Source organism: Marinobacter sp. OP 3.4, from assembly GCF_036224885.1.
In the GTDB taxonomy this organism is placed as follows: Bacteria; Pseudomonadota; Gammaproteobacteria; order Pseudomonadales; family Oleiphilaceae; genus Marinobacter.
In genome coordinates this window covers 1-22,458 of the sequence record NZ_JAVVLT010000054.1, presented here as the reverse complement: position 1 = coordinate 22,458, position 22,458 = coordinate 1, and the positions used below count along the sequence as shown (strand labels likewise).

21 protein-coding genes are annotated in these 22,458 nt (G+C 62.7%); 11 read left to right on the top strand and 10 right to left on the bottom strand.

The features are described from left to right. The first annotated feature begins 59 nt into the window (after positions 1 to 59). The 6 genes from RO069_RS09855 (at position 60) to nfsA (ending at position 6,332) form a co-directional block, all read left to right on the top strand. Positions 60 to 998, top strand: a complete 939-nt coding sequence (locus tag RO069_RS09855; RefSeq protein WP_328187151.1) for an iron-siderophore ABC transporter substrate-binding protein — start codon at positions 60 to 62, stop codon at positions 996 to 998. A 3-nt stretch (positions 999 to 1,001) separates the two neighbouring features. Then, on the top strand, positions 1,002 to 2,021 hold the full coding sequence (locus RO069_RS09850) for a FecCD family ABC transporter permease (RefSeq protein ID WP_328187150.1): 1,020 nt from the start codon (positions 1,002 to 1,004) through the stop codon (positions 2,019 to 2,021). 11 nt (positions 2,022 to 2,032) lie between these two features. Next, complete coding sequence (locus RO069_RS09845; protein WP_328187148.1) at positions 2,033 to 3,034, top strand: FecCD family ABC transporter permease; 1,002 nt, start codon at positions 2,033 to 2,035, stop codon at positions 3,032 to 3,034. Then, entirely contained in the window at positions 3,031 to 3,831 is an 801-nt protein-coding gene (locus RO069_RS09840) for an ABC transporter ATP-binding protein (protein WP_328187146.1), read from the top strand. Before RO069_RS09845 ends, RO069_RS09840 begins: the two co-directional genes overlap by 4 nt. A gap of 83 nt (positions 3,832 to 3,914) precedes the next feature. Then, a complete protein-coding gene (locus RO069_RS09835) occupies positions 3,915 to 5,492 on the top strand; it encodes a hypothetical protein (protein WP_328187144.1) in 1,578 nt (525 codons plus the stop codon). 108 nt (positions 5,493 to 5,600) lie between these two features. Next, positions 5,601 to 6,332 carry an oxygen-insensitive NADPH nitroreductase gene (gene nfsA, locus RO069_RS09830; protein ID WP_328187143.1) on the top strand — a complete coding sequence of 244 codons (732 nt, stop codon included), beginning with the start codon at positions 5,601 to 5,603 and terminating at the stop codon, positions 6,330 to 6,332. 86 nt (positions 6,333 to 6,418) lie between these two features. Here nfsA and RO069_RS09825 read toward each other — a convergent pair whose 3' ends face one another. Continuing rightward, entirely contained in the window at positions 6,419 to 8,056 is a 1,638-nt protein-coding gene (locus RO069_RS09825) for a long-chain-fatty-acid--CoA ligase (RefSeq protein WP_328187142.1), read from the bottom strand. A 367-nt stretch (positions 8,057 to 8,423) separates the two neighbouring features. Between RO069_RS09825 and RO069_RS09820 the strand changes: the two genes are divergently transcribed. Next, entirely contained in the window at positions 8,424 to 8,963 is a 540-nt protein-coding gene (locus RO069_RS09820) for a cytochrome b (RefSeq protein WP_328187141.1), read from the top strand. A gap of 105 nt (positions 8,964 to 9,068) precedes the next feature. After that, positions 9,069 to 10,235: a GGDEF domain-containing protein gene (locus RO069_RS09815; RefSeq protein WP_328187140.1), complete on the top strand. Its 1,167-nt coding sequence runs from the start codon at positions 9,069 to 9,071 to the stop codon at positions 10,233 to 10,235. Positions 10,236 to 10,266: 31 nt separating this feature from the next. On the opposite strand, the gene RO069_RS09810 is transcribed toward RO069_RS09815, so the two are convergent. From RO069_RS09810 to RO069_RS09785, 6 genes are all read right to left on the bottom strand, one after another. After that, positions 10,267 to 11,541 carry a TRAP transporter large permease gene (locus RO069_RS09810; protein ID WP_328187139.1) on the bottom strand — a complete coding sequence of 425 codons (1,275 nt, stop codon included), beginning with the start codon at positions 11,539 to 11,541 and terminating at the stop codon, positions 10,267 to 10,269. Positions 11,542 to 11,543: 2 nt separating this feature from the next. Then, positions 11,544 to 12,041 carry a TRAP transporter small permease gene (locus RO069_RS09805; protein ID WP_328187136.1) on the bottom strand — a complete coding sequence of 166 codons (498 nt, stop codon included), beginning with the start codon at positions 12,039 to 12,041 and terminating at the stop codon, positions 11,544 to 11,546. Between the two features lie 77 nt (positions 12,042 to 12,118). Continuing rightward, positions 12,119 to 13,141: a DctP family TRAP transporter solute-binding subunit gene (locus tag RO069_RS09800; protein WP_328187135.1), complete on the bottom strand. Its 1,023-nt coding sequence runs from the start codon at positions 13,139 to 13,141 to the stop codon at positions 12,119 to 12,121. 137 nt (positions 13,142 to 13,278) lie between these two features. Then, positions 13,279 to 14,244 carry a C-terminal binding protein gene (locus RO069_RS09795; protein WP_328187134.1) on the bottom strand — a complete coding sequence of 322 codons (966 nt, stop codon included), beginning with the start codon at positions 14,242 to 14,244 and terminating at the stop codon, positions 13,279 to 13,281. Positions 14,245 to 14,310: 66 nt separating this feature from the next. Continuing rightward, positions 14,311 to 15,069, bottom strand: a complete 759-nt coding sequence (locus RO069_RS09790; protein ID WP_328187133.1) for a fumarylacetoacetate hydrolase family protein — start codon at positions 15,067 to 15,069, stop codon at positions 14,311 to 14,313. Positions 15,070 to 15,073: 4 nt separating this feature from the next. Next, positions 15,074 to 15,796: a FadR/GntR family transcriptional regulator gene (locus RO069_RS09785; RefSeq protein WP_328187132.1), complete on the bottom strand. Its 723-nt coding sequence runs from the start codon at positions 15,794 to 15,796 to the stop codon at positions 15,074 to 15,076. Between the two features lie 233 nt (positions 15,797 to 16,029). On the opposite strand from RO069_RS09785, the gene RO069_RS09780 reads away from it, so the two are divergent. The 3 genes from RO069_RS09780 (at position 16,030) to RO069_RS09770 (ending at position 19,591) form a co-directional block, all read left to right on the top strand. After that, a complete protein-coding gene (locus tag RO069_RS09780) occupies positions 16,030 to 17,196 on the top strand; it encodes an iron-containing alcohol dehydrogenase (protein ID WP_328187131.1) in 1,167 nt (388 codons plus the stop codon). 6 nt (positions 17,197 to 17,202) lie between these two features. Continuing rightward, entirely contained in the window at positions 17,203 to 18,705 is a 1,503-nt protein-coding gene (locus RO069_RS09775; protein WP_328187129.1) for a CoA-acylating methylmalonate-semialdehyde dehydrogenase, read from the top strand. Between the two features lie 76 nt (positions 18,706 to 18,781). Then, positions 18,782 to 19,591, top strand: a complete 810-nt coding sequence (locus RO069_RS09770) for an IclR family transcriptional regulator (RefSeq protein WP_328187128.1) — start codon at positions 18,782 to 18,784, stop codon at positions 19,589 to 19,591. Between the two features lie 19 nt (positions 19,592 to 19,610). On the opposite strand, the gene RO069_RS09765 is transcribed toward RO069_RS09770, so the two are convergent. The 3 genes from RO069_RS09765 to RO069_RS09755 form a co-directional block, all read right to left on the bottom strand. Continuing rightward, a complete protein-coding gene (locus RO069_RS09765; protein ID WP_328187125.1) occupies positions 19,611 to 20,498 on the bottom strand; it encodes a crotonase/enoyl-CoA hydratase family protein in 888 nt (295 codons plus the stop codon). A gap of 145 nt (positions 20,499 to 20,643) precedes the next feature. Then, complete coding sequence (locus RO069_RS09760) at positions 20,644 to 20,976, bottom strand: hypothetical protein (protein ID WP_328187124.1); 333 nt, start codon at positions 20,974 to 20,976, stop codon at positions 20,644 to 20,646. A 56-nt stretch (positions 20,977 to 21,032) separates the two neighbouring features. Beyond that, positions 21,033 to 22,235: a helix-turn-helix transcriptional regulator gene (locus RO069_RS09755; RefSeq protein WP_328187123.1), complete on the bottom strand. Its 1,203-nt coding sequence runs from the start codon at positions 22,233 to 22,235 to the stop codon at positions 21,033 to 21,035. Positions 22,236 to 22,458 lie beyond the last annotated feature (223 nt).

Here is a 22,458-nt window from a genome sequence, read left to right as displayed (position 1 = left end):
AACCGACTTGTTGCCATGGTCGCCCGTTACAGCGGCCTTCTGTCGGAGAGTTCCCTGTTATGTCATACCTGAAACACCCTCGGTTGTTCACCGCCCTGCTCTCAACCCTTGTCCTCGGAATCCTGAGCGGACCGTCGCACGCGGATACCCGCACCATCACTACCGCCTTTGGTGACGTGGAAGTGGACGGCCGGCCGGAGACCGTCGTCACCCTGTATGAGGGCGCCCTGGACTCCGCCATTGCGGTTGGCGCTCAACCGGTGGGCGCGGTGATCACCCGGGGTGGCCAGAACGTGGCCAACTACATCCAGGAAGCCGCTGGCGATATCGAGATTGTGGGCACCCCCGGAGAGACCAACCTGGAAGCGGTCATCGCCCTGCAGCCGGACATTATCCTGGCCTCCGCCTGGACCAGCGAAGAGCAGTACCGGCTACTGTCCCGTATCGCGCCGACTATCGTGCTGGACGTTCCCGCCTACCAGGACGATACCTGGAAGCGCGAACTGACCCTGTTCGCCCGCGCCCTGGGCCGTGAGAACCGCGCCGCAGACGTGATTGCCAGGGTGGAGCAACGGGCCGCAGAGGTTCGCGCCCAGGTGGAAGCCGCCACCGACGGAGGCCAGCGGGATACCGCCCTGGTGCGCTGGATGCCCCAGGGTCCGCTGGTGATGGCCGAAGGTCTGTTCTCCGCCACCGTGCTGGCCTCCGCCGGCTTCGAGGTGGACGACGCCGACCTGGTGAAGGAAGGTCGCCCCCACAGTCAGCCCCTGAGCCAGGAAAACCTGTCGCTGATGGACCATAGCTGGATCTTCCTGGCCACCCTCAATGAAGACGGCCGTGAGGCCCTGGCAGTCGCCCGTGAGGCGCCGGCCTTCCAGCGCCTGGAGGCCAACGACACCGACCAGATCGTACCGGTGGATGGCACTCTGTGGACCAGCGCTTCCGGCCCTCTCGCCGCCCTGGCCATCCTCGACGACATTGAGGCCGCACTGAAGTAATCCATGGCCGTCACCCCCAGAAGCACCCTTGCATCCAGTGCCCTGACACCGCCACTTGCCGTGGCGGTTTTTTTCGTTGTGGCCACTGCCCTCGCCAGCCTGCTGTGGGGCGCCGGACCGGTGTCGGCCATCGACGCCCTGCCGGTGCTGATCGGGCAAGGCACCGAGGAAGCCCGCTTTGTGGTCACGGAACTGCGGTTGCCCCGCCTGGCCACCGGCCTTGTCGTCGGCCTTGCCCTGGCCGTGAGTGGTGCCCTGCTGCAGGCCCTGACCCGCAACCCGCTGGCGGAACCCGGCCTGCTGGGGGTCAGTGGCGGCAGCGCCTTTGCCGTGGCCATTGCCATCCTGCTGGGGGCCAGTTCCGCCACCATGACCACGCTGGTGGCCCAAAGCGGCGCACTGGCCGGTTGCGCCCTGGTGATGCTGGCCACCCGCTCCCGGGGCCTGGCAGCGGACCCGGTGCGGCTGGTGCTGGCCGGTGCCACGGTGACCGGCCTGCTGCTGTCGCTGACTTCCGTGTTAATGCTGGCGGACCAGCGGGCGGCGGACGAGATACGCTTCTGGATCACCGGCAGCATCGCCGGTACGCCGCTGTCCCACCTCAGGGCGGTGGGACCGTCGCTGCTGGTCGCCGGCGTACTGGTGGTGTTGGTGGCCTCACCACTGGCGGCCATGTCCCTGGGGGAGCGGGCCGCCATGGGTCTGGGCCACAAGCCGGGCCGCATCCGGCTGCTGGTAATCATTGCGGTTGCCCTGCTGGTGGGTGGCGCCACGGCCCTGGCCGGCCCCCTGGCCTTTATCGGCCTGGTGGTGCCCTTTATCGCCCGCGCCCTGGCGGGCCCGGATATCCGCAAGACCCTCTGGCTATGCCTGCCCATCGGCCCGGCGCTGCTGCTCCTGGCGGATACCATGGCACGGGTGGTCGCGGCTCCCTCGGAGTTGCCCCTGGGCGTGATTACCGCGCTGATCGGCGCACCAGTGCTGCTGATGATTGTCCGTTCCGGGCGCATGCCGACGTTATGAGGATCACTGCCATGACCCTGCTGACCGCCCGCCAACGCAATGCCTCCGCCAACCTGGGCCTCGCCCTGGCCCTGATGGCGGCGGTTACCGCCTCCCTGGCGCTGGGCACGGTGGCGGTGCCTCCCGAAGCCATACTGGATGTGCTGGCGGGCGGCGGCGATACCATCCACCAGTTCGTGATCCGGGAGCTGCGGTTGCCCCGGGTGCTTGCCGGCGCCCTGACCGGTGCCGCCTTCGCCCTGGCCGGCTGCATGATGCAGACCGTGGCCCGCAACCGCCTGGCAACCCCGGGCATCATCGGCATTGATAACGCCGCCACCGCCTTTGCCGTGGCGTCGGTGGTCGGCACCGGTATCGCCGTGGCGCCATCGGCCATGGCCCTCACGGGCGCGGCCGCCGCCACGGCCCTGGCCTTCGGTCTGGCCGGTGCCAACGGCACCCGTGGCTACCGCTTCATTATCGCCGGTCTGGGCATCGGCGCCATTGCCGGAGCCGTCACCCAGGTGATGCTCAGCCGCGTGGCCATTGACGCCGCCAATGCCGCCTTCCCCTGGACCGTGGGCAGCCTGAACGCCCGGTCGGAAACCGCCGTGCAGGTGCTCGCCATCGGCCTGGCGATCGGCTACGGGCTGGCCATCGCCCTGGGGCCGGCACTGACCACCCTGCAATTCTCCGATCCGGTGGCCATCAACCTGGGCACCCGCCTGAAACGGACCCGCGCCCTGAGCCTGGCCTGCGCGGTATTACTGACCGGCCTGGCGGTCGCCGTTGCCGGCCCCGTGGGCATGGTGGCCCTGCTGGCACCGGAGCTGGCCCGTGCCCTGGGCCGTGCCGGCAAGGTGCCGCTGACCGCCTCGGCCCTGGCCGGTGCCGCCTTCATGGTGGCGGCGGACCTGGTGGGCCGGCTGGCCCTGGCGCCCCTGGAACTGCCGGTGGGCCTGGTGACCGCCATTGCCGGCAGCCCCTACCTGATCTGGATACTTGTTAAACCCTCCTCCCGGAGCCTGTCATGACCAACGCCGACTCAACCCCCAAGCTGGAAGCCCGGGGCCTGACCCTGGCCCATCGCCATACGCCGGTGATCGACCAGCTCGACCTGACGCTCCCCCCGGGTCAGGTGACCGCCATTGTCGGCCCCAACGGTTGCGGCAAGTCCACCCTGCTGAACGGACTCGCCCGGGTGCACGCCCCCGCTGGCGGTGCGGTGCTGCTGGACGGCGGCGATATCCACAGCCAGCCCAGCCGCGAGGTGGCCCGCAAGCTGGCCCTGCTGCCCCAGGACAATTCCGCACCGGAGGGGCTGACCGTGACCGACCTGATCCGTTTCGGCCGCCAGCCCCACCAGGGTTGGCTGCAGCGCTGGACCAACGACGACCAGACCGTCCTGGAGCAGGCCCTGGCGGCGGCGGACCTGGCGCCACTGGCCGATCGCCCCCTGGATACCCTGTCCGGCGGCCAGCGGCAACGGGCCTGGATCGCCATGAGCATTGCCCAGCAGACGCCCCTGCTGTTGCTGGACGAGCCCACCTCCGCCCTGGACCTGGGGCACCAGATCGAGGTGTTCGAACTGATCCGCCAGCTCGCCCGCCAGGGCAAGACTGTGGTGATGGTGGTGCACGACCTGGTCAGTGCCTGTCGCTATGCCAACCACCTGATCGCGATGACGGACGGCACCATTCAGGCCCAGGGAGCCCCTGGCGAGATCCTGGACCGGTCACTGATCCACCGGCTGTACGGTGTCCACTGCGATGTCATCCAGGACCCGGCCAGTGGCACCCCGGTACTGGTCAATCTCCGCAAGGCACCGTAAGCCCTTGGTCATCCAACTGTCATGAAGCTGTAATCGCCATAAGTTATAAATGCGACCACATTTATTTCTTCGGAGATGCAGTAATGTCCGAGAATGCCTCCCTCCTGGTAGAACAACTCTGGCAACTCAAGCGGCTGGTGGATCGCGGCGAATGCAGCGATATCCAGTTCGTGCACCTCAACAACCTGTTGCGGGAACCCAACTACCGGGCCGATGTACTGCGTCGGGCGGAGAGTTCCGGCTCGGACAAGGTCCGCAAGCTGGTGAAGGACATCCGGGACAACGACCCGGGCAAGGCCCTGATGGCCAACCCGGACAGCCGCCAGGCACCGTTCCGGGAGCCCGAGGAGGAAAAGCCCCGCAAGCGCCGCCGGCATCTGGTCTGGGTTGCGCCGGTCCTGGTGGCCGGTGCCGTAGCCACGGTGGGATTCACGGCGCTGGAACCCCAGACCATCCGCATCACCGACGACATCACCACCGCCACCACCTGGGAAGGTGACAAGACCTACGTACTGGAAGATATCGTCTTCGTGGACAACGCCAGCCTCACCATCGAGGCGGGTGCCACCATTCGGGGAGAGAACGGTGCCGCCCTGATCGTGACCCGGAACAGCCAACTCTTTTCCCGTGGGCGTCCGGACAACCCCGTGGTGTTTACCAGCGCCCGGGACGCGGGTACCCGTTCACGGGGCGACTGGGGTGGCGTGGTGTTGCTGGGTAATGCCCCGGTCAACCAGCCCTCCCCCCAGATCGAAGGCATCCCCGACAGCGACCAGCGGGGCAGCTTTGGCGGCACCAACACCACGGACAGCTGTGGTGTGGTGGAATACACCCGTATCGAGTTCGCGGGCTTCGAGGTGTACCAGAACAATGAACTGAACGGCCTGACTCTGGGCGGCTGTGGCAGCAACACCATTATCCGCCACGTCCAGGTTCATCGGGCCCTGGACGACGGTATCGAGATGTTCGGCGGCACCGTGGACCTGCAGCATATCCTGGTGACCGGCGCCGCGGATGACAGCATCGACTGGGACTGGGGCTGGCGCGGCCGGGTTCAGTTCGCGGTGATCCAGCAACACGCGGATGTCGGCGACAACGCCTTTGAGGGGGACAACAACGGCGACCAGCACGAGGCAACGCCACGCTCGGAGCCGGTATTCTACAACGTGACCCTGGCCGGTACCGGACAGAGCGCCAAGACCCATCGGGGCATGGTGCTGCGCGAGGGCACCGGCGGGCATTTCCACAACATGATCGTCGACAGCTATGCCATCGAGGCCGTGGATACCCGTGACGAAGCCCGTGCCCTGGCGGGCGGTGGCATACTGTCCTTCAGCCACAACATCCTGGCCAGCACCGGCAGCCTTGCCGGCCAGCAGCGTGAACAGGGTGAGAACGACGATGACTTCGGCTTCGACGAGCATGCCTGGCTGAGGGAGCCGGAGCACCAGAACCAGGTCCGGCTCGACAGTGCCCTGCACCCGGCGGCCCGCAACCCTACATCCCCGGACTTCCGGCCCCGGGTCCCCCTGAGCGACATGCCGGCAACCACACCACCCAAGAGCGAATTCTTTGACGAATCCGCTGCCTACTCCGGCGCCATCAACCCCCGTAACCCCGGTGACTGGCTGGAGGGCTGGACCGCCTATCCCGAATCCTGACCCCGGGAGTCCGGGCGGCAAAACGTGTAGAATGCTCTCTTTCCGGAACCTCCGGTCACCTGCCCTGCCCGGCGGGTGACCGGGTTACCAGCAGTAAAGAGAGGCGCCATGAACCAGGTTATCGATCTACTCAAATCCCACCGCTCGATCCGCAAGTTCACCGACCAGAGCATCCCCCGGGACCTGTTCCTGGAGCTGATCCGTGCCGGCCAGAGCGCGGCCACCTCCAGCCATGTGCAGGCCTACTCCATTATCCATGTAAAGAACCAGGCCAACCGGGAGAAGATTGCCGAACTGGCCGGCGGCCAGCCGTATATCGCCACCTGTTCGGATTTCCTGGTGTTCTGCGCCGACATGAAACGTCCCACCGACTCGGCGGAGCGCACCGGTGCCGAGGTGGTGCGGGGCATGACCGAACAGTTCCTGGTGGCCAGCGTGGACACCGCGCTGATGGCGCAGAACGTGGTGGTGGCCGCCGAGTCGGCGGGCCTGGGCATCTGCTACATCGGCGGCATCCGCAACAATCCCTCGGAAATCAGCGAATTATTGCAGCTCCCCGACCATGTCTTCCCGGTATTCGGCCTGTGCCTGGGCTACCCGGACCAGGACCCGGAGGTAAAACCCCGCCTGCCGGTGGAGAGCATCCTGATGGAAGACGTCTACCGGGAGGACGAGGATTCCGTTAACCGGTTCGACGACACCATGCGCACTTACTATCACCAGCGCACCGGCGGCAACAAGGACACCAACTGGTCACAGCAGCTCAGCCCGCTGTTCAATGCCAAGCTGCGCGCCCATATGCGGGAGTTCCTGAAGAAGCGGGGCTTTGACCTGAAATAGGCGTTATCGGCTCACTATTCCCAAAAAAATGAGCCGTTAGGAAAACCCTAACGGCTCATGATGTTCCTTATGACCAGGAGCAGGCTTTATTCCGTCGGCAGCCTGTAGTCCTTGAAGTCGTCGCGGAGTTTCGCCTTCTGCAGCTTGCCAGTGGCGCCGTGGGGCAGTTCGTCCACGAACACCACATCATCCGGCAGCCACCATTTGGCAACCCCCCGCTCTTCCAGGAACTTGAGCACGTCCTCCCGGGTAACATCGGCATCCTCGTTCTTCACCGCCACCAGCAGCGGCCGCTCCTGCCACTTCTCGTGGCGGACACCAATGACTGCGGCTTCCGCCAGGCCCGGATGGGCGATGGCTTCGTTCTCAAGGTCGATGGAGCTGATCCATTCGCCACCGGACTTGATCACGTCCTTCACCCGGTCAACGATCTCCATGAAACCGTCCGGGGTGATCACGGACACGTCACCGGTATGGAACCAGCCGTCCTTGTCCAGGGCCTTTTTGGTGGCTTCGGGGTTTTCGTAGTAACCGCTGATGACTGCGTTGCCGCGCACCAGCAGTTCCCCCTGGGACTCACCGTCATGGGGCAGTTCCTTGCCTTCGGCATCGACGATCTTCATCTCGACACCGAACACCAGTCGGCCCTGGGAGGCCCGCAGACGCAGTTCCTCGCTCCAGTCGCCCTCACGCTGGCTCGGGCGCGGTGTTGCGACGGTACCCAACGGGCTCATTTCCGTCATGCCCCATCCCTGGATGGCCTCGACACCGAAGTTGTCGCGGAAGTCCTCGATCATGGACCTGGGTACGGCGGAACCGCCGATCAGCGTGCGTTGCAGGGTGCTGAACTTCTTGCCGGCCTTTTTCATGTATCCCAGCAGACCCAGCCAGACTGTGGGTACGCCCCAGGCATCGGTAACCTTTTCATCTTCAATCAGGTTCGCCAGGTTCTCGCCATCCAGGCCCGGACCCGGGAATACCAGCTTGGTGCCGGCAATCAGGCCGAAATACGGCGTCCCCCAGGCGTTCACATGGAACATGGGGACCACCGGCAGGATGGTGGAACGCTCATCCAGTGGCAGGCCGGACACCGTCAGGGCAAACAGGGCATGGAGCACGTTGGAGCGATGGCTGTAGAGCACGCCTTTCGGGTTGCCGGTGGTGCCGGAGGTGTAGCACAGGGATGAAGCAGTGTTCTCATCGAACTCCGGCCAGTCGAACTGGTCGGGCTCGTCCTTGATCAGGGTTTCGTAGCAGTAGACCCTGGGCAGGTCCGTCTGGGGCATGTGCTCTTCATCGGTCATCACGATGTAGCCTTCCACATCCGGGAAATGCTCGTGGAGCTTTTCCATCAGCGGCAGGAAGGTCAGGTCCACGAAGATGAACTTGTCCTTGGCGTGATTGATGATGTAGATGAACTGCTCCGCCGGCAGTCGCGGATTCATGGTATGGCAGATGGCCCCCATGCCGGAGCTGGCGTAATAGACTTCCAGGTGCCGGTAGGTATTCCAGGCGATGGTGCCGATCCGGTCTTCCTCGGTAACACCCAGCTTCTTCAGGGCATTGGCCAGTTTGCGTGTGCGCTGGGCCAGTTCCGGGTAGGTGTACCGGTGGATGGGGCCCTCGGTGGTACGGGATACGATCTCCTGGTCGGGGTAGTTCCCGGCCGCGAACTCCAGGATCTGGGAAATGAGCAGGGGGCGTTGCATCATCAGGCCATGCATCGGGCGTCTCCTTTGTTGTTATGGTTTGATATCAGGTTGATATCGGGTTGTTATGGTTTGGGTGTCAGGTCGGCGAGCAACCGCTTTATTTTGAACACATACGATATAGCCACAGGTTGGATCCTGACAAGCCGCTTATATATGTTTTTCTCAGATTTCTTTCTCCTGCCCCTCATTGTAGCCAATCCCCCCGGGCAATTCCGGCAAGCCCGGAATATCCAGGGAATCCCTGACTAACCGGGAAAAATCCAGCCTCAGGAACTACATTGAAAATTGAACCAGCTTATTGAACTTTCAGGGATTCCGAAGGTCCATGCATCCCTATCATTAAGGTAAGCATCCCGTTAGTAACAGAGAGAGACCGATCATGATCCAGGACAACGTTGACCGATACGGTTCCATCAGTCGCCTGCTCCATTGGGGCATGGCCCTGCTACTGCTCTGGCAGTTCTCCTCCGCTGCTGCCAGGATGCTGGCGGAGGACACCGCCGTCGAGCAGTTCCTCTGGTCAACCCATAAGCCCCTGGGCGCCCTGTTACTGACCCTGGTGGTCATCCGTATCCTCTGGGCGCTGGTCAACGCCAGCCACCGGCCGCCTTCCATCAACATCGCGGCCAGGGCCGGCCATATTGCCCTGTACCTGCTGTTGCTGGTGATCCCCGCCATTGCCCTGCTGCGCCAGTATGGTTCCGGACGCAGTTTCGAGCCTTTCGGCATCCCGCTGTTCCCCGGTTTCGAGGGCAACGAAATCGCCTGGATGGAGGCCCCGGCCAACCTGCTGCACAGCTGGCTGGGCTGGCTTCTGCTGGTGATGGTGATGGGTCATATCGCCATGGTAATCGTGCATCGCCGCTCACCGAACCACGAAGACGTGTTGAGAAGGATGATAAAAAGCGACATAACGTGACACAGACTATGTTTTTCAGCGCGCTGAGGGAGTAGGTTACGCGACTCGCCCGTTCGCACCGGTCATTGGTCAGACGGGCTACAAACTCCCAACGAGGATGGCATCATGGAAGACTCTCCGGGCAGGACGCCCGCCAGCGCACGACTGGAGCTGTCCCGCCTTACCGACTACCGTCGTTACACCTACGCCGTGGCCTGCCTCATGGCCATGGCCATTTTCTTCGTCAGTTGGCTGTTCCGGCATCCCCACGACCTGTTTATCGCCATTGGCTACCCGATCTTTTCGGTGATCTACGGTGTTTCCTGCGTCCTGCTGATTCATGGGCGGGTGCGCCTGCGGCTGCTGGAAGTGGGCCTGGTGTCGCTGATCGCCGTGATCGTGCTCAGCCGGCTTGCCTGGCACTTCATCGCCGGCGATCCGTTCGGCGCCAACTTCCTGCCACTGGTGTCCGGCCACTACTGGGCCGTGGGGATGCTGATCGTCGTGGCCTTTATCGCCCTGGGCTTCCGGGCCGGGATGGCAGTGGCCCTGGTGACCTTTGCCTTCTCGGCGCTGCTGGCCACCGGCGCCTCCCTGAGCTGTACCCTGGACGGATCGGCGAGCTGTTCAGATGCCATGTATTTCCTGCGTATCCACTTTTTCCTGCTGACGCTGCTGACCCTCACCAGCGCGGGCACCTTGCTGCGGGACCGTACCTTTGCCGCCATCGCCCGTACCGAATTGCAGGAACGCCTGGACGTCACCGACAACCTGACGGGCCTGGCCAACCGGCGGGGGGCCCTCGAGTACCTGAAGAAGGCCACCCATACCGCCAGGCGCAGGGACCAGCCACTGTCGCTGACCCTGGTAAACCTGGATTATTTCCGCCGGATCAATCACAGCCAGGGTCATGAGACCGGCGACCGGGTCATGACCCTGGTGGGAAAGTTACTGGCGGAAGCCCTGGGGCATGACAGCCTGGTGGCCCGGTGGGGCAGCGATGAGTTCCTGGTGGTCAGTCCCGGCAAGACGGAGGGGCAGGCCCTGCACAGCGCCGAACATTGCCGGTGGCGGATGGAGCATTTGCCAATGGCGGGACTGGCCGTTACCGCCACGTTTGGTGTCGCCGAGTATCATCCGGAGCGGGACCTGGACGACGCCCTGGTCCGGGTCGATCAGGGGCTGGCCCAGGCGAGGAGCCTGGGCCGCAACATTGTCGCCACCGCACCGGCGGAGCAACCAGCCCCCCACACCTTGCGACGCCACCGACGGGAGGATGCGCCGACGGCGTGAGAGAGCTCAACTCAGCCCCGAAAGGGCCGGTCTAGAACAGCAACCCGGGCAAGAAGGTCGACAGGAAGGGCACGTAGGCCAGCACCATCAATCCCAGGATCAGTGCAATCAGGAACGGTACGATGGCGCGGCTCAACCGGCCGATGGATACCCCCGAGATGCCACAGGTGGCAAACAGCGTGATACCCACCGGCGGCGTTGCCATGCCGATGGCCAGGGCGACCACTGTCACCACCCCGAAATGCACCATATCGATACCCAGCTGCTGGGCAATGGGCGCAAAGATCGGCACCGCCAGCAGGATAATGGCACCGGTTTCCATGAAGGTGCCCAGGATCAGGTACATGATGATGATCAGCATCAGGATGATGTACATGTTGGTGGATATACCCAGGATGGCACTGGACGCCATCTGCGGGACCTGCTCGATGATCATCACCCACCCGAACGGGCTTGCCGCGGCAATCAGCAGCATGATCATGGCGGAGTTCAGGGAAGCCTTGTAGAAGATGGGCACCAGGTCACTCAGCCTGAGCTCCTTGTAGACGAAGAAGCTGATTATCAGCCCGTAGACCACGGCAATCGCGGCGGATTCCGTCGGCGTGAACGCCCCGGTCATGATGCCGCCGAGGATGATGATCGGCAGCAGCAGCCCCCAGACCGAGTCAAGGAAGGGTTGCCAGCGTTCTTTCCAGGTCCGTCTGTCTTCCGTCGGGTAGCCATGCTTGCGGGACCAGATCAGGTTCACACCAATCAGCAGGACCGCCAGGAATATCCCGGGGATAATAGCGGCGACAAAGAGCTGACCAATGGAGACGTTGGCCACAATGCCGAAGATGATAAAGGTAATGCTGGGGGGAATGATCACCCCCAGACAGGAGGCGGACGACACTACGGCCGACGCATAGGCCTTGGAGTAGCCCCGCTTTTCCATCTCCGGGATGGTCAGCTCACCCACTGCGGCAGCGGTGCCGGGGGCCGAACCGGAAATAGCCGCGAAGAAGGTACAAGCCAGGATGGAAACCGCAGCCAGTCCGCCGGACACATGCCCGAGCAGTGAGCTCGCAAGGCTGACGATACGGCGGGAGATCCCGCCCCGCTCCATGATCGACCCCACCAGCATGAACAGGGGGATCGCCAACAGGGGAAAGGAGTTCACGCCGGCAATCATCCTCTGGGGCAGGATACCGATGGGCGCCATGCCCGAGGCCACCAGACTCGCCAGGGCGGCAATGGCCAGGGCGAAACCGATAGGAACATTGATCAGGAACGCGATCAGCAGTGTCGCAACGAGGGCAAACAGCATGGTCAGTGGCTCCCCGACGCGGTGAAGCGTTTCCAGGCATCGCCGATTTCCAGGCTGCAGTAGAACACCATCATGGCGCCCATGACCGGAATCGACAGGTACACCCAGCTCATGGGAATCCCCAGGGCCGGAGACGGTTGGCCATCCGCCATCTTGACGTTCTGCCAGCCGTAATAAACCATGAATCCGGCAAAGACCAGGATGGCCAGATTCACCACGATATGCATCAGGGGAGCGGACTTACGAGGCAGCAGATCGACGAATATGGTGATGCCGATGTGTATCCCTTCACGCACACCAATCGCGGCGGCCATGAAGCTGCACCAGATAAATATGAACCGGATAAGCTCCTCGCTCCAGGAGGATGCACTACTGAACACATAGCGCATGATCACCTGGTAGAAAGTCAGGCCGGCGATCGCCATCATCATGATGACCAACTGCCATTTGACCAGGGTATTGAAGTAGTGAACCAGGCCTGAATCGTTTGTTGTCTTCACGTTTGCCATCCCGACATCGTCACCGTTTATTATTGGAAATGACGCCGGGGGAAGCGTGAACTCCCCCGGCATCAGACTTACTTGGTGTTGAGGATGCGCTGGACCAGTTCCCTGGCCTTGTCGGCATCACCCTCGCCGATGGTTTCATAGGACGTGGGATAGATGTCCTGCTTGGCAACCTCGATGAAGTCGGACTTGTCGACTTCGTTGATCTGCATTCCCTTCTCTTCCAGGACGCCACGGATCTCCTGCTCATAGCTGGCCAGTTCCGCCCGCTGGATATCACAGGCTTCCTTGGCCGCCTTGGCGATAATGGCCTGGTGTTCCTCGCTCAGCCCCTGCCACCAGCGCTCGGAGGCGATGAACTGACGGGGATAGTAGAAGTGGCCGCTCAGGGACAAGTATTGCTGGACCTCATAGAAGCGCTGGCTGTAGATGAGGTTCATCGGGTTTTCCTGGCCATCCACGACGCCCTGTTGCAGCGCCGAGTAGAGTTCGCCGAAGGACATGGGAACCGCCGACGCGCCAAACGCGTTCACCGTATCGATCATGACTTCGCTTTCCATCACCCGGACCTTCAGGCCTTCCAGGTCGGCCATGGTCTCGATGGGACGCTCGTCATTGGTGAAGTAGCGGAAGCCGCCATCGTTGTAGGCCAGGTGGCGGATGCCGACATCCAGGTACGCCTCCTGCACCTGCTGGCCGATGGGTCCGTCCAGTACCTGGTGGGCATGGTCGATATCCCGGAAGATGAATGGCAGGTCCCAGAGCATGGCTTCCGGTACGAACCGACCCATGGGGCCGTTTTCGACGTCACCCATTTCCAGGCTGCCCATCTGGACGCTCTCGACGATGGTCCTGGCATCGCCGAGCTGTCCGGCGGGATAGATGTTCACCTCAATGGCGCCATCCGAGCGTTCTTCCACCATCTCCTTGAAGGCGGCGACACCCACGTTCTGGGGATCCTCGGGATTGGTATTGCCATTATGGGCAAACTTGATGGTGACATCGGCGGCGGACGCCACGACCGGCACGGTCAGTGACATCGCGCCGGCCATCATGACAAACGCTGCGGTTATGGCAGACAGTTTACGGTGCATGTGGTACTCCTTGTTGTTGTTTTGCAATGGCGATCACACGAGTGACGCCGTGTTCGGATCAGGTTGGATCCGTCTTCTGGGAAATGACCATCCCCTGTGGGATGGGCCGGTTCGTTATCGTTGTTGTCGGGGTATTTTCAGTTCCTGTTGACCCAGAACTTCGGCTGCCCCTCCTGGAGGGTGCGGATGATCTCCCGGGACGCCTTCTTCCTCAGCTCCACCACGGAGGCCTCTGAGTAGAACGCGGCATGGGGTGTGATCACCGTGTTGGCAAGCCGCGACAGGGGCGGCGCGTCCGCCGGTGGTTCCGTCTCCAGCACGTCGATGCCGGCACCGGCCAGTCGGCCCTCCTCCAGAACCTCCTGCAGGTCCTGCTCGTTGATCAGCCCGCCCCTTGAGGTGTTGATGACGTACGCGGAGGGCTTCATCTTCTCCAGGTTTTCCCGATCGATGACGTGATGTGTATCGTCGGTCAGCGGCACATGCAGGGACAGCACATCGACGCTGGCCAGGAAGTCGTCAAAGTCGGTAACGCGGCGAATACCGTTGTCCCTGAAGGTGGCCTCCGGCGCGTAGGGGTCGTAACCCACCACGTCCATGCCGAAGGCGGCGGCCCGCCGGCCCACCTGCTGGCCGATCGCGCCACAGCCGAACAGGCCGAACACGGCGCCCCGCAGCGGGGGCATGGGCTTGGCATCGGCGATGCTCCAGACACCATCGGACACCTTACGGTTCAGCAGGCAGGTTCGACGGATCATGGACAGCGCCAGGGCCATGGTGTGATCGGCCACTTCATCCAGGCAGTAATCGGGAACGTTGGCCACCATGATCCCGGCTTTGGTGGCCGCTTCCAGGTCCACGTTGTTGAAGCCGATGCCGGCCCGCACGATGACCTTGCAGCGGGTGAGGCTGTTGATGACGCTGGCATCCACCTTGGCATAGACCACCAGCATGGCATCACAGTCACGGCCCTCGCGGATCAGGGTGTCGGCGTCCGGTGCGCTGGAGAACGTCAGCTCCGCATCGGCGAGCCCCAGTTCGTCCCGTTCGATGGCCGTGTCGGGAAAGATGCTATCGGTCATGAATACAGAGTACTTGGCCACGGTCTGCTCCTTTCAGAAATCGGGGAAACGCCGGCCACCGAAGGCCGGCGGCGTCTGGTCCGTCGCTTAGCCGGCCACCAGTTGATTGGTCAGCGAACCAATGCCGTCGATGGTGACGGTCATGGAATCGCCGGGTGTCACGGGACCAACGCCGTGGGGCGTGCCGGTCAGGATCACGTCCCCCGGGAGCAGGGTCATATGGGCCGAGATGTAGCTGACCACTTCGTGCACATTGAAGATCAGCTGGTTGAGGTTGGACCGTTGCCGCACCTCGCCATTCACGGTCAGCTCGATGGTGGTATCGGCCTGATTGATGGTGGGAACAATGCCCGGTCCAATCGGGCAGAAGGTGTCAAAGGACTTGCCCCGGGTCCACTGCTTGTCGCCCAGTTGCAGGTCACGGGCGGTAAAGTCGTTGGCACAGGTGTAGCCGAAGATGTAGCCGCTGGCCTCTTCCACCGACACGTTCTTTGCGCGTTTGGCGATGACGATCCCCAGTTCCCCTTCATAGTCCAGGCGTTTGCTGTGGGCCGGGGCGACAATCGCCTCCTGATGGCCGATCACCGAGGTGGAGGGCTTCATGAACAGCAACGGTTCCTTGGGCAGGGACTCGTTCATTTCCGCCGCGTGGTCCCGGTAGTTCAGTCCCACACAGACCACCTTGCTCGGTTCGCAGGGCGCCAGCAGGCGCACATCGGCCAGGGCCACGGAGCGCTCACTGGCGCTGCCACCCTCCAGCATGGGGCCGTTGAGATAGAAGACTTTGTCCCCTTCCAGGTAGCCTTCATGGATTTCTTTGTTGTTGTCGTTGAAACGCACGTACATCTTTTTATTCTCCAGCTTTGAGTTTATCGATCCCGGTCATGTGATCGAGTCTTTCCTGTACATCCAGCAGGTGGGACTGCATTTCGTGTTCGGACTCCGGCACATCGCCCCGCTTCAGGGCGTCCAGGATCCGGCGGTGATACTTGATGGACTCCTTCATCACCGTGGCGTCATAGCCGACCCGGGTCTGCACCTTGAAGATCAGCATGATGATGGAGTTGTAGAGAATGATCAGGACGCTGCTGCGGGAGGCCTTGGCGATCTGCTGGTGGAACGCGATATCAGCGATCACGAAATCGTTGTTGTTCTCCCGCTCGTCGGCATCGATCATCGAGGCCAGGTGCTGCTCCATCAGTTCGATGTCCTCGTCGGTAATGCGCTCCGCCGCCAGGCTCACCATGGTCTTTTCCAGGAATAGCCGCGCCTCGGTAATGTCCTCGTAGCTGGTGTCATCCAGCAGGATCTTCAGGGTCAGCGTCTCCTCCAGGATCGAGGAAAAGCTGGTGGTAATCACCGTGCCGGCATTGGTGCGCTTCAGCAGCCCCTGGAGCGAGAGGATCTTGAGCCCTTCCCGCACCGAGGCCCGGCTGACGGCGAACTGTTCGCAGAGCTCCCGTTCCCCGGGAATCCGGTCACCTTCCTTCAGCTCACCCTTGAGAATCAGCTGCTTGATCTTCTCAACCACCAGGTCGCTCAAGCTCTTTCGTTCCAGGGGTTCAATACTCATTACGCAACATGCCTCGATGAATCGGATAAAAATGCCTCAATGGATCGATGGACTGATGGTCTGACCACTCGATCTGGAATTAGCCTAGATTCGATATATTCAAACCGTCAAGCACTTTTTTTAATTTTTATATTGCAATAACGATACTTTTTGTCTCATTATCGAATAACAAAATCGATAACACCCTTGCCAACAGGCCCCAACACACCCGACACCAACAAGAGGATCAATCCATGACCCAACGCGTCGTCCTGCCCCGCATCCTGGAAACCGGACCCGGCACCCTCCAGCGCCTGCCGGACATCCTGTCCACCCTGGCCTGCCGCAACCCACTGATCGTGACTGACCAGGTCATGATGTCCCTCGGCTACGCCGACCGGCTCACCGATATCCTGAAGACAGCGGGCATGACCTGGGGGCTCTTCGCCGACACCGAGCCGGAACCCACTGAGAGTTCCCTCCTGCCAGCGGTGGAACAGCTCCGGCAGGGCAGCTTTGACGCCGTGGTGGCGTTGGGTGGGGGCAGCGCCATCGACAGCGCCAAGGCCATTTCGGTACTTGGTCTCCACGGTGGCCGCATGGCGGACTATAAGGTGCCACGGGATGTGTCCGAGCCAGCACTGCCGGTGGTGGCCATCCCCACCACCGCTGGTACGGGGTCCGAGGCCACCCGCTTCACCATCATCACCGATGGCGAGACCGACGAAAAAATGCTGTGCATGGGGCTGGCGTTCATGCCCTACGCTGCGATTGTGGACTACGAGCTGACCCTGTCCGTGCCCGCCCGGGTTACCGCGGATACCGGCATCGACGCCCTCACCCATGGCATTGAGGCCTACGTCAGCCGCAAGGCCGGCCCCTTCAGCGACCAGCAGGCCCTGGCGGCCATTGCCCTGATCGCGCCCAACCTGCGCCGGGTCTACCACAACCCCGAGGACCGGGAAGCGCGGGAGGCGATGATGATGGGCTCCACCCTGGCGGGCATTGCCTTCTCCAACGCGTCGGTCGCCCTGGTCCATGGCATGAGCCGCCCCATCGGCGCCCACTTCCATGTGCCCCACGGGCTCAGTAACGCCATGCTGCTGCCCGCCATTACACGCTTTTCCCTGCCCGGGGCACCGGACCGCTATGCCCGCTGTGCCCGGGCCATGGGCATCGCCGGGGCGGAGGATTCAGATGACAATGCCAACGACAAGCTGCTGGCGGAATTGCGCGCCCTGAACCGGGAGCTGGAGGTGCCCAGCATGGCGGCCTTCGGCATCGACGAGGCCCGGTTCATGGAACTGCGGCAACTGATGGCGGAACAGGCCCAGGCGTCCGGTTCACCGGGCAACAACCCCCGGGTACCCAGCCAGGCGGAAATGGTCGAACTTTACGAACAGGTGTGGAACCAGGAGTAACTCAGGATGCAGAACATTCTCGGACATTTTATCAACAACACCCACAATGCCGGCGACGGCGGGCGCACGGCCCCGGTCCACGACCCGGCAACCGGCGAGGTCCGCTGCCAGGTTGCCCTGGCCTCGAAGGCCGACACCGAACGCGGCATCCAGGCCGCCCATGAGGCCTTTCCCGCCTGGTCCCGGACGCCGCCACTGAGCCGGGCGCGTATTCTGTTCCGGTTCAAGGCCCTGCTGGAGGAACACGAGGACGAGCTGGCGGAACTGATCTCCCGGGAGCATGGCAAGGTCCTGTCGGATGCCAAAGGGGAGCTGACCCGGGGCAAGGAAGTGGTGGAGTTCGCCTGCGGCATGCCGCACCTGCTCAAGGGGGAACACAGCCGCAACGTGGGCAGCGAGGTGGACACCCATTCGCTGATGATGCCCCTGGGTGTCTGCGCCGGTATCTCGCCGTTCAATTTCCCGGCCATGGTGCCCATGTGGATGTTCCCGGTGGCGATTGCCGCCGGCAATACCTTTATCCTCAAGCCCTCGGAGAAGGATCCGTCGGTGGCCCTGAGGATCGCCGAACTGCTGACCGAGGCCGGCCTGCCCGAGGGGGTCTTCAACGTGATCAATGGCGACAAGGAGGCCGTCGATGTGCTGCTCACCGCCCCCCGGGTCGAGGCGGTCAGCTTTGTTGGTTCCACCCCGGTGGCGGAGTATATCTATGCCACCGGCAGCGCCCACGGCAAGCGCGTGCAGGCCCTGGGCGGCGCCAAGAACCACCTGGTGGTGATGCCGGATGCCGACCTGGACCAGGCCGTCAACGCGCTGATGGGCGCGGCCTACGGCGCCGCCGGTGAGCGCTGCATGGCCATCTCGGTGGCGGTGGCGGTCACCGATGAGGTAGGTGACGCGCTGGTCAAACGTCTGAAGGAAAAGGTACAGGCGCTGCGGGTTGGTCCGGGCTATGGCGTCGACACCGAGAACGACATGGGGCCGCTGATCTCCGGCGAGCATCGCGACAGGGTGCAGGGCTTTATCGACTCCGGCGTGGCCCAGGGCGCCAGCCTGGTGGTGGATGGCCGTGGCGTCGAGGTCCCGGGCCATGAAACCGGCTACTTTATCGGCGGCACCCTGTTCGACGATGTCACGTCGTCCATGGACATCTACCAGCAGGAAATCTTCGGGCCGGTACTGTCGGTGGTACGGGTACCGGATTATGACGCGGCGGTGTCCCTGATCAACGACCACGAGTACGGCAATGGCACCGCCATCTTTACCCGGGATGGGGATACCGCCCGCAACTTCGGCGACGACATCCAGGTGGGGATGGTGGGCATCAACGTGCCGATTCCGGTGCCCATGGCCTATCACTGCTTCGGGGGCTGGAAACGGTCGCTGTTTGGCCCATTGCATATGCACGGGCCGGATGGCGTCCGGTTCTTCACCCGCATGAAGACCATCACCAGCCGCTGGCCGACCGGTATCCGCCAGAATCCCGACTTCAACATGCCCACGCTGTAACCGGCGACAGGGGCCGATGCCCGACCAATGTCATGGTAGCATCGGCCTCTTTTCAACAACGTCTGGACAGGGATTCATGACCACCTCTCGCGACCACCAAACGGCGTCCCGCCGCGAAAAAGGCTCCTCGATCCTGCGGGTGCTGAATATCCTTCACCATGTCTGTACCGCCGAAAAAGCAACACCCCTGCCCGAGCTGATCGCCGAACTCAACATACCCAAGGCCACCGCCCACCGGCTGGTCCAGCAACTGGAGGAGCAACGCTTCTTCCAGACCAACATGCGCGGCAACCTGGTGCCCGGGCCGGCCATGCGCGCGATTGCCCTGGGTGTCATGAACAGCAACGAGATCAAGGTACAGCGCCAGGCCATCCTCCAGGGCCTGTCACACCGGATCGATGAAACCTGCGGCATTTCCATTCCCGACGGCACCGAGATGATCTACTACGACCGGGTGCAGGCCAACTGGCCGCTGCAGGTCCACCTGCCCATCGGCAGTCATGTGCCGATATGGGGGTCCGCCAGCGGCAAGCTCTACCTGGCCCGCCTGCCGAAGGCCACTCGCCGCCGGGTGCTCCGGAACCTGCCCCTGGTCAAACTGGCCCGCAACACCATCATCGACGCGGACCAACTGGAAGAAGAACTGGCGCAGATTCGCCAGACGGACCTGGGTATCGACAACGAGGAATTCATCGACGGCATGGTCGCCATCTCGGTACCGGTCACCCACCGGGACGGACGGCTGGCCGCCTGCCTGTTCTGCCACGCACCGGTCATCCGCAGCAGCCTGGAAGAGCTGAAGGCCCACGAGCCACTGTTACGGGAGGCGGCAGTGCAGTTGCAGGAAGTGCTGATTGATGCGGAAGACAGGGCTACGCAACCGTAGCCCTGTACCTCCAGAGGACTTACTCGAACGGCGGCTCGTCCCACCAGGGGAAGAAATCGGGCATGTCGGTGGACACCTTGTTGGGGAACTCCGCCGGACGCTTCTCCAGGAATGAGGTCACCCCTTCCTTCGCATCCGCCGATTCGCCCCGGGCCTGGATGGAGCGGCTGTCGATGCGGTGGGCGTACATGGGGTGCGGGGCCGCGGACATGCGCCACAGCATCTGACGGGTCAGGGCCACGGATACCGGTGCGGTGTTGTCGGCAATTTCCCGGGCCAGTTCGTAGGCCGCCGGCAGCAGGTCGTCGGGCTCATGGAGGGAGCGGACCAGTCCCTTCTGCAGGGCCTCCTCGGCACCGAACACCCGGCCGGTCATGCACCACTCCATGGCAGTCTGCATGCCCACCAGGCGCGGCAGGAACCAGGACGACGCCGCTTCCATGGTGATACCGCGACGGGCGAAGACAAAGCCGAACTTGGCCTGGGTGGACGCCAGACGGAAATCCATGGGCAGCTGCATGGTGGCGCCGATGCCCACCGCCGGGCCATTGATGGCCCCGATCACGGGCTTGAGGCTCTCGTAGATGCGCAGGGTGTTGGTGCCGCCGCCATCACGATAGACATCCCCCACCCTCAGGGATTCCCGGGACAGGTCGCCGGACTGGGCGTTACGGTCAAAGGTGGAACCGCCGGAGGCGAGGTCCGCCCCGGCGCAAAAGCCGCGGCCCGCGCCGGTGATCACCACCGCTTTCACATTGTCATCGGCGTCGGTCTCATCAAACAGGGCCAGCAATTCCTCACGCATCTTCGCGTTGTAGGCGTTGAGCCTGTCCGGGCGGTTCAGGGTGATGGTGGCAATGCCCTGGTCCACGCTGTACTGGGTTGTTTCAAGGGTAGGTAAAGCCATAAGGCCTCCGGGTGTTGTTATCGGAATCTGGAAAGATGGATCTGGAAGACTAAGCAGCCCTGCCGGATCTGACAAATGCATGATTTTGATGCATGTGTATTCGTGCTGCGAATAGTTCGTCCATCAAACCCATGGTGCCGGCGACTCAGGCATCCGGACTGAAGTAGCCCTTGATCCAGTCCACCAGGGTATCGGTGCTGACATCTGACAGAGCCGCCCGTTGGAATTCCTCAGCCATCTCCTGCTCTAGCGTCACGAACTGGTACAACAGGACACCGGGCTCCTCGTCGTGGAGGATCAGCAGGATTCGCCGGCGGGTGCGCAGGCAGTCAATGGTCATCACATCCGCCGGAATACCGGCATCCCGCATGCCCCGCCGAACTTCCACCACCGGGTTGATGTGTTCATAGGTCTGCTGGATGCGGGCATGGGCGTCGCTGGCCATATCCGACAGGCTTTTCAGGGGATCTTCAGGCATCGGGGGCTCCTTGGGTCTATACCCCGAGCCTAACAGAAAGCCCCCTGCCCGCGCTGCTACCCCAGCGCCCGGACCAGCGCGGCCACCAACTCCGCCTGGCGCCGGTAGCCGTTTTTCGACAGCAGGCTCTTGATGTACTGACGAACGGTATGGATCGACAGGGCTTCGGCCCCGGCGATCTGGTCCGGAGTCAGGCCCCGCATCAGCAACGCAGCGGTGCGCGATTCCGCCACCGTACAGTCGAACAGGGCCCTGAGCCTGTCCTCATCAATGGCGCGGGACGAGGAAAAACAGACCAGCTCCGCCAGGGCACCCTGGCCATGGCCGCCGTCATCCTGCAGGGGCGTGAAACACAGGGCGACACGCTCGTCTCCCGTGCCATCCACCAGCGTGATGGTGTCGTGAACGTTCATGCGAGCGTTGAAAACGCTGGTGGCAATGGCCGCCATCAGTTCCTCGTTGAAGCCGGCATGACGACTTCGCAGAACGGGCGCCGGACCGTCGGTCACAAACAGCCGGGGGTGATCCCGCAGTACCTCCCTGGCCGACGCATTGAGCTGTGCCACCTGGGCCAGCTCGTTGAACACCAGCATGGGCTTGCCCACCAGGTCCAGGGCGGCGGACAGGCTGCTGTTATCCGCCCGGGTGTGGTACAGCTTGTGGTGAAGGTTGATCGCGTTCTCGATATGGGGCGCCAGCAGGTTCATCTGCAGGATTTCCTGGCGGCTGTACGGGCCTTCGCTGCGATGGCGATTTGCCAGGAACACGATCTGGGCATCGCGCCCACGGGTCACCAGCATGCCGGCACTGTCTCCAAGGCCGGCTTCCGCCGCCCAGGCCCGGGTGTCATCGGTAAGCAAGTCCAGGATATCCACAGACGCATCACCACCGACCAGACTGTCAAAATGCCGGGGCGGAAGAGCGGTAAAGGTTCTCAGGGCTTCGTCTTGCCGGGGCAGGTCACTGTTGATAAACCACTGTTCAAACCCGTCCGGATAGCCGAAGGTCCAGCCATACATCATCCGGATGGGCGCCAGTGTGAGCCCCAGGATACCACCCTGGAGGCACCGGAAGTGGGACTGAAAGGCATCAAAGAAGGGCTGGAACCCGTTGTTATCGTTGAGGCAGCGATAGAGCGAGGCGACCAGTTGACTGTAACCGATGAAATCCCGCTCGCTGATGGCGCTGTCATCCGGCGCCTCCGGACTCCGCGGCAAGGCAGGTTGACCGCTCCCCGAGGTGGTTTCTTTCGGGTCCATGCAGAGAGTTTCCCGTCGATGGCGACAATGCCGCGTTTTCGAATCCTATTGTTTGTATATTTAACTTATATTTTATTGCACCCGGTATATCAACACCCGGTATGGCGCCTCGTCACAAACCATCGTCCCGCAGTTATCATCCCAGGCGGCCCCGCTAGTGTCCCGTCCGGGTAATTCGTTAGCCTACTGCGTGACGCTGAGGCTTCTGGCCAAGGCGCCAGTC

Excerpts from the sequence above, each read along its gene's own strand:
- RO069_RS09855 (WP_328187151.1), top strand. The coding sequence starts at position 60 with ATGTCATACCTGAAACACCCTCGGTTGTTCACCGCCCTGCTCTCAACC.
- RO069_RS09850 (WP_328187150.1), top strand. The coding sequence starts at position 1,002 with ATGGCCGTCACCCCCAGAAGCACCCTTGCATCCAGTGCCCTGACACCG.
- RO069_RS09845 (WP_328187148.1), top strand. The coding sequence starts at position 2,033 with ATGACCCTGCTGACCGCCCGCCAACGCAATGCCTCCGCCAACCTGGGC.
- RO069_RS09840 (WP_328187146.1), top strand. The coding sequence starts at position 3,031 with ATGACCAACGCCGACTCAACCCCCAAGCTGGAAGCCCGGGGCCTGACC.
- RO069_RS09835 (WP_328187144.1), top strand. The coding sequence starts at position 3,915 with ATGTCCGAGAATGCCTCCCTCCTGGTAGAACAACTCTGGCAACTCAAG.
- nfsA (WP_328187143.1), top strand. The coding sequence starts at position 5,601 with ATGAACCAGGTTATCGATCTACTCAAATCCCACCGCTCGATCCGCAAG.
- RO069_RS09825 (WP_328187142.1), bottom strand. The coding sequence starts at position 8,056 with ATGCATGGCCTGATGATGCAACGCCCCCTGCTCATTTCCCAGATCCTG.
- RO069_RS09820 (WP_328187141.1), top strand. The coding sequence starts at position 8,424 with ATGATCCAGGACAACGTTGACCGATACGGTTCCATCAGTCGCCTGCTC.
- RO069_RS09815 (WP_328187140.1), top strand. The coding sequence starts at position 9,069 with ATGGAAGACTCTCCGGGCAGGACGCCCGCCAGCGCACGACTGGAGCTG.
- RO069_RS09810 (WP_328187139.1), bottom strand. The coding sequence starts at position 11,541 with ATGCTGTTTGCCCTCGTTGCGACACTGCTGATCGCGTTCCTGATCAAT.
- RO069_RS09800 (WP_328187135.1), bottom strand. The coding sequence starts at position 13,141 with ATGCACCGTAAACTGTCTGCCATAACCGCAGCGTTTGTCATGATGGCC.
- RO069_RS09790 (WP_328187133.1), bottom strand. The coding sequence starts at position 15,069 with ATGTACGTGCGTTTCAACGACAACAACAAAGAAATCCATGAAGGCTAC.
- RO069_RS09785 (WP_328187132.1), bottom strand. The coding sequence starts at position 15,796 with ATGAGTATTGAACCCCTGGAACGAAAGAGCTTGAGCGACCTGGTGGTT.
- RO069_RS09780 (WP_328187131.1), top strand. The coding sequence starts at position 16,030 with ATGACCCAACGCGTCGTCCTGCCCCGCATCCTGGAAACCGGACCCGGC.
- RO069_RS09775 (WP_328187129.1), top strand. The coding sequence starts at position 17,203 with ATGCAGAACATTCTCGGACATTTTATCAACAACACCCACAATGCCGGC.
- RO069_RS09770 (WP_328187128.1), top strand. The coding sequence starts at position 18,782 with ATGACCACCTCTCGCGACCACCAAACGGCGTCCCGCCGCGAAAAAGGC.
- RO069_RS09765 (WP_328187125.1), bottom strand. The coding sequence starts at position 20,498 with ATGGCTTTACCTACCCTTGAAACAACCCAGTACAGCGTGGACCAGGGC.
- RO069_RS09760 (WP_328187124.1), bottom strand. The coding sequence starts at position 20,976 with ATGCCTGAAGATCCCCTGAAAAGCCTGTCGGATATGGCCAGCGACGCC.
- RO069_RS09755 (WP_328187123.1), bottom strand. The coding sequence starts at position 22,235 with ATGGACCCGAAAGAAACCACCTCGGGGAGCGGTCAACCTGCCTTGCCG.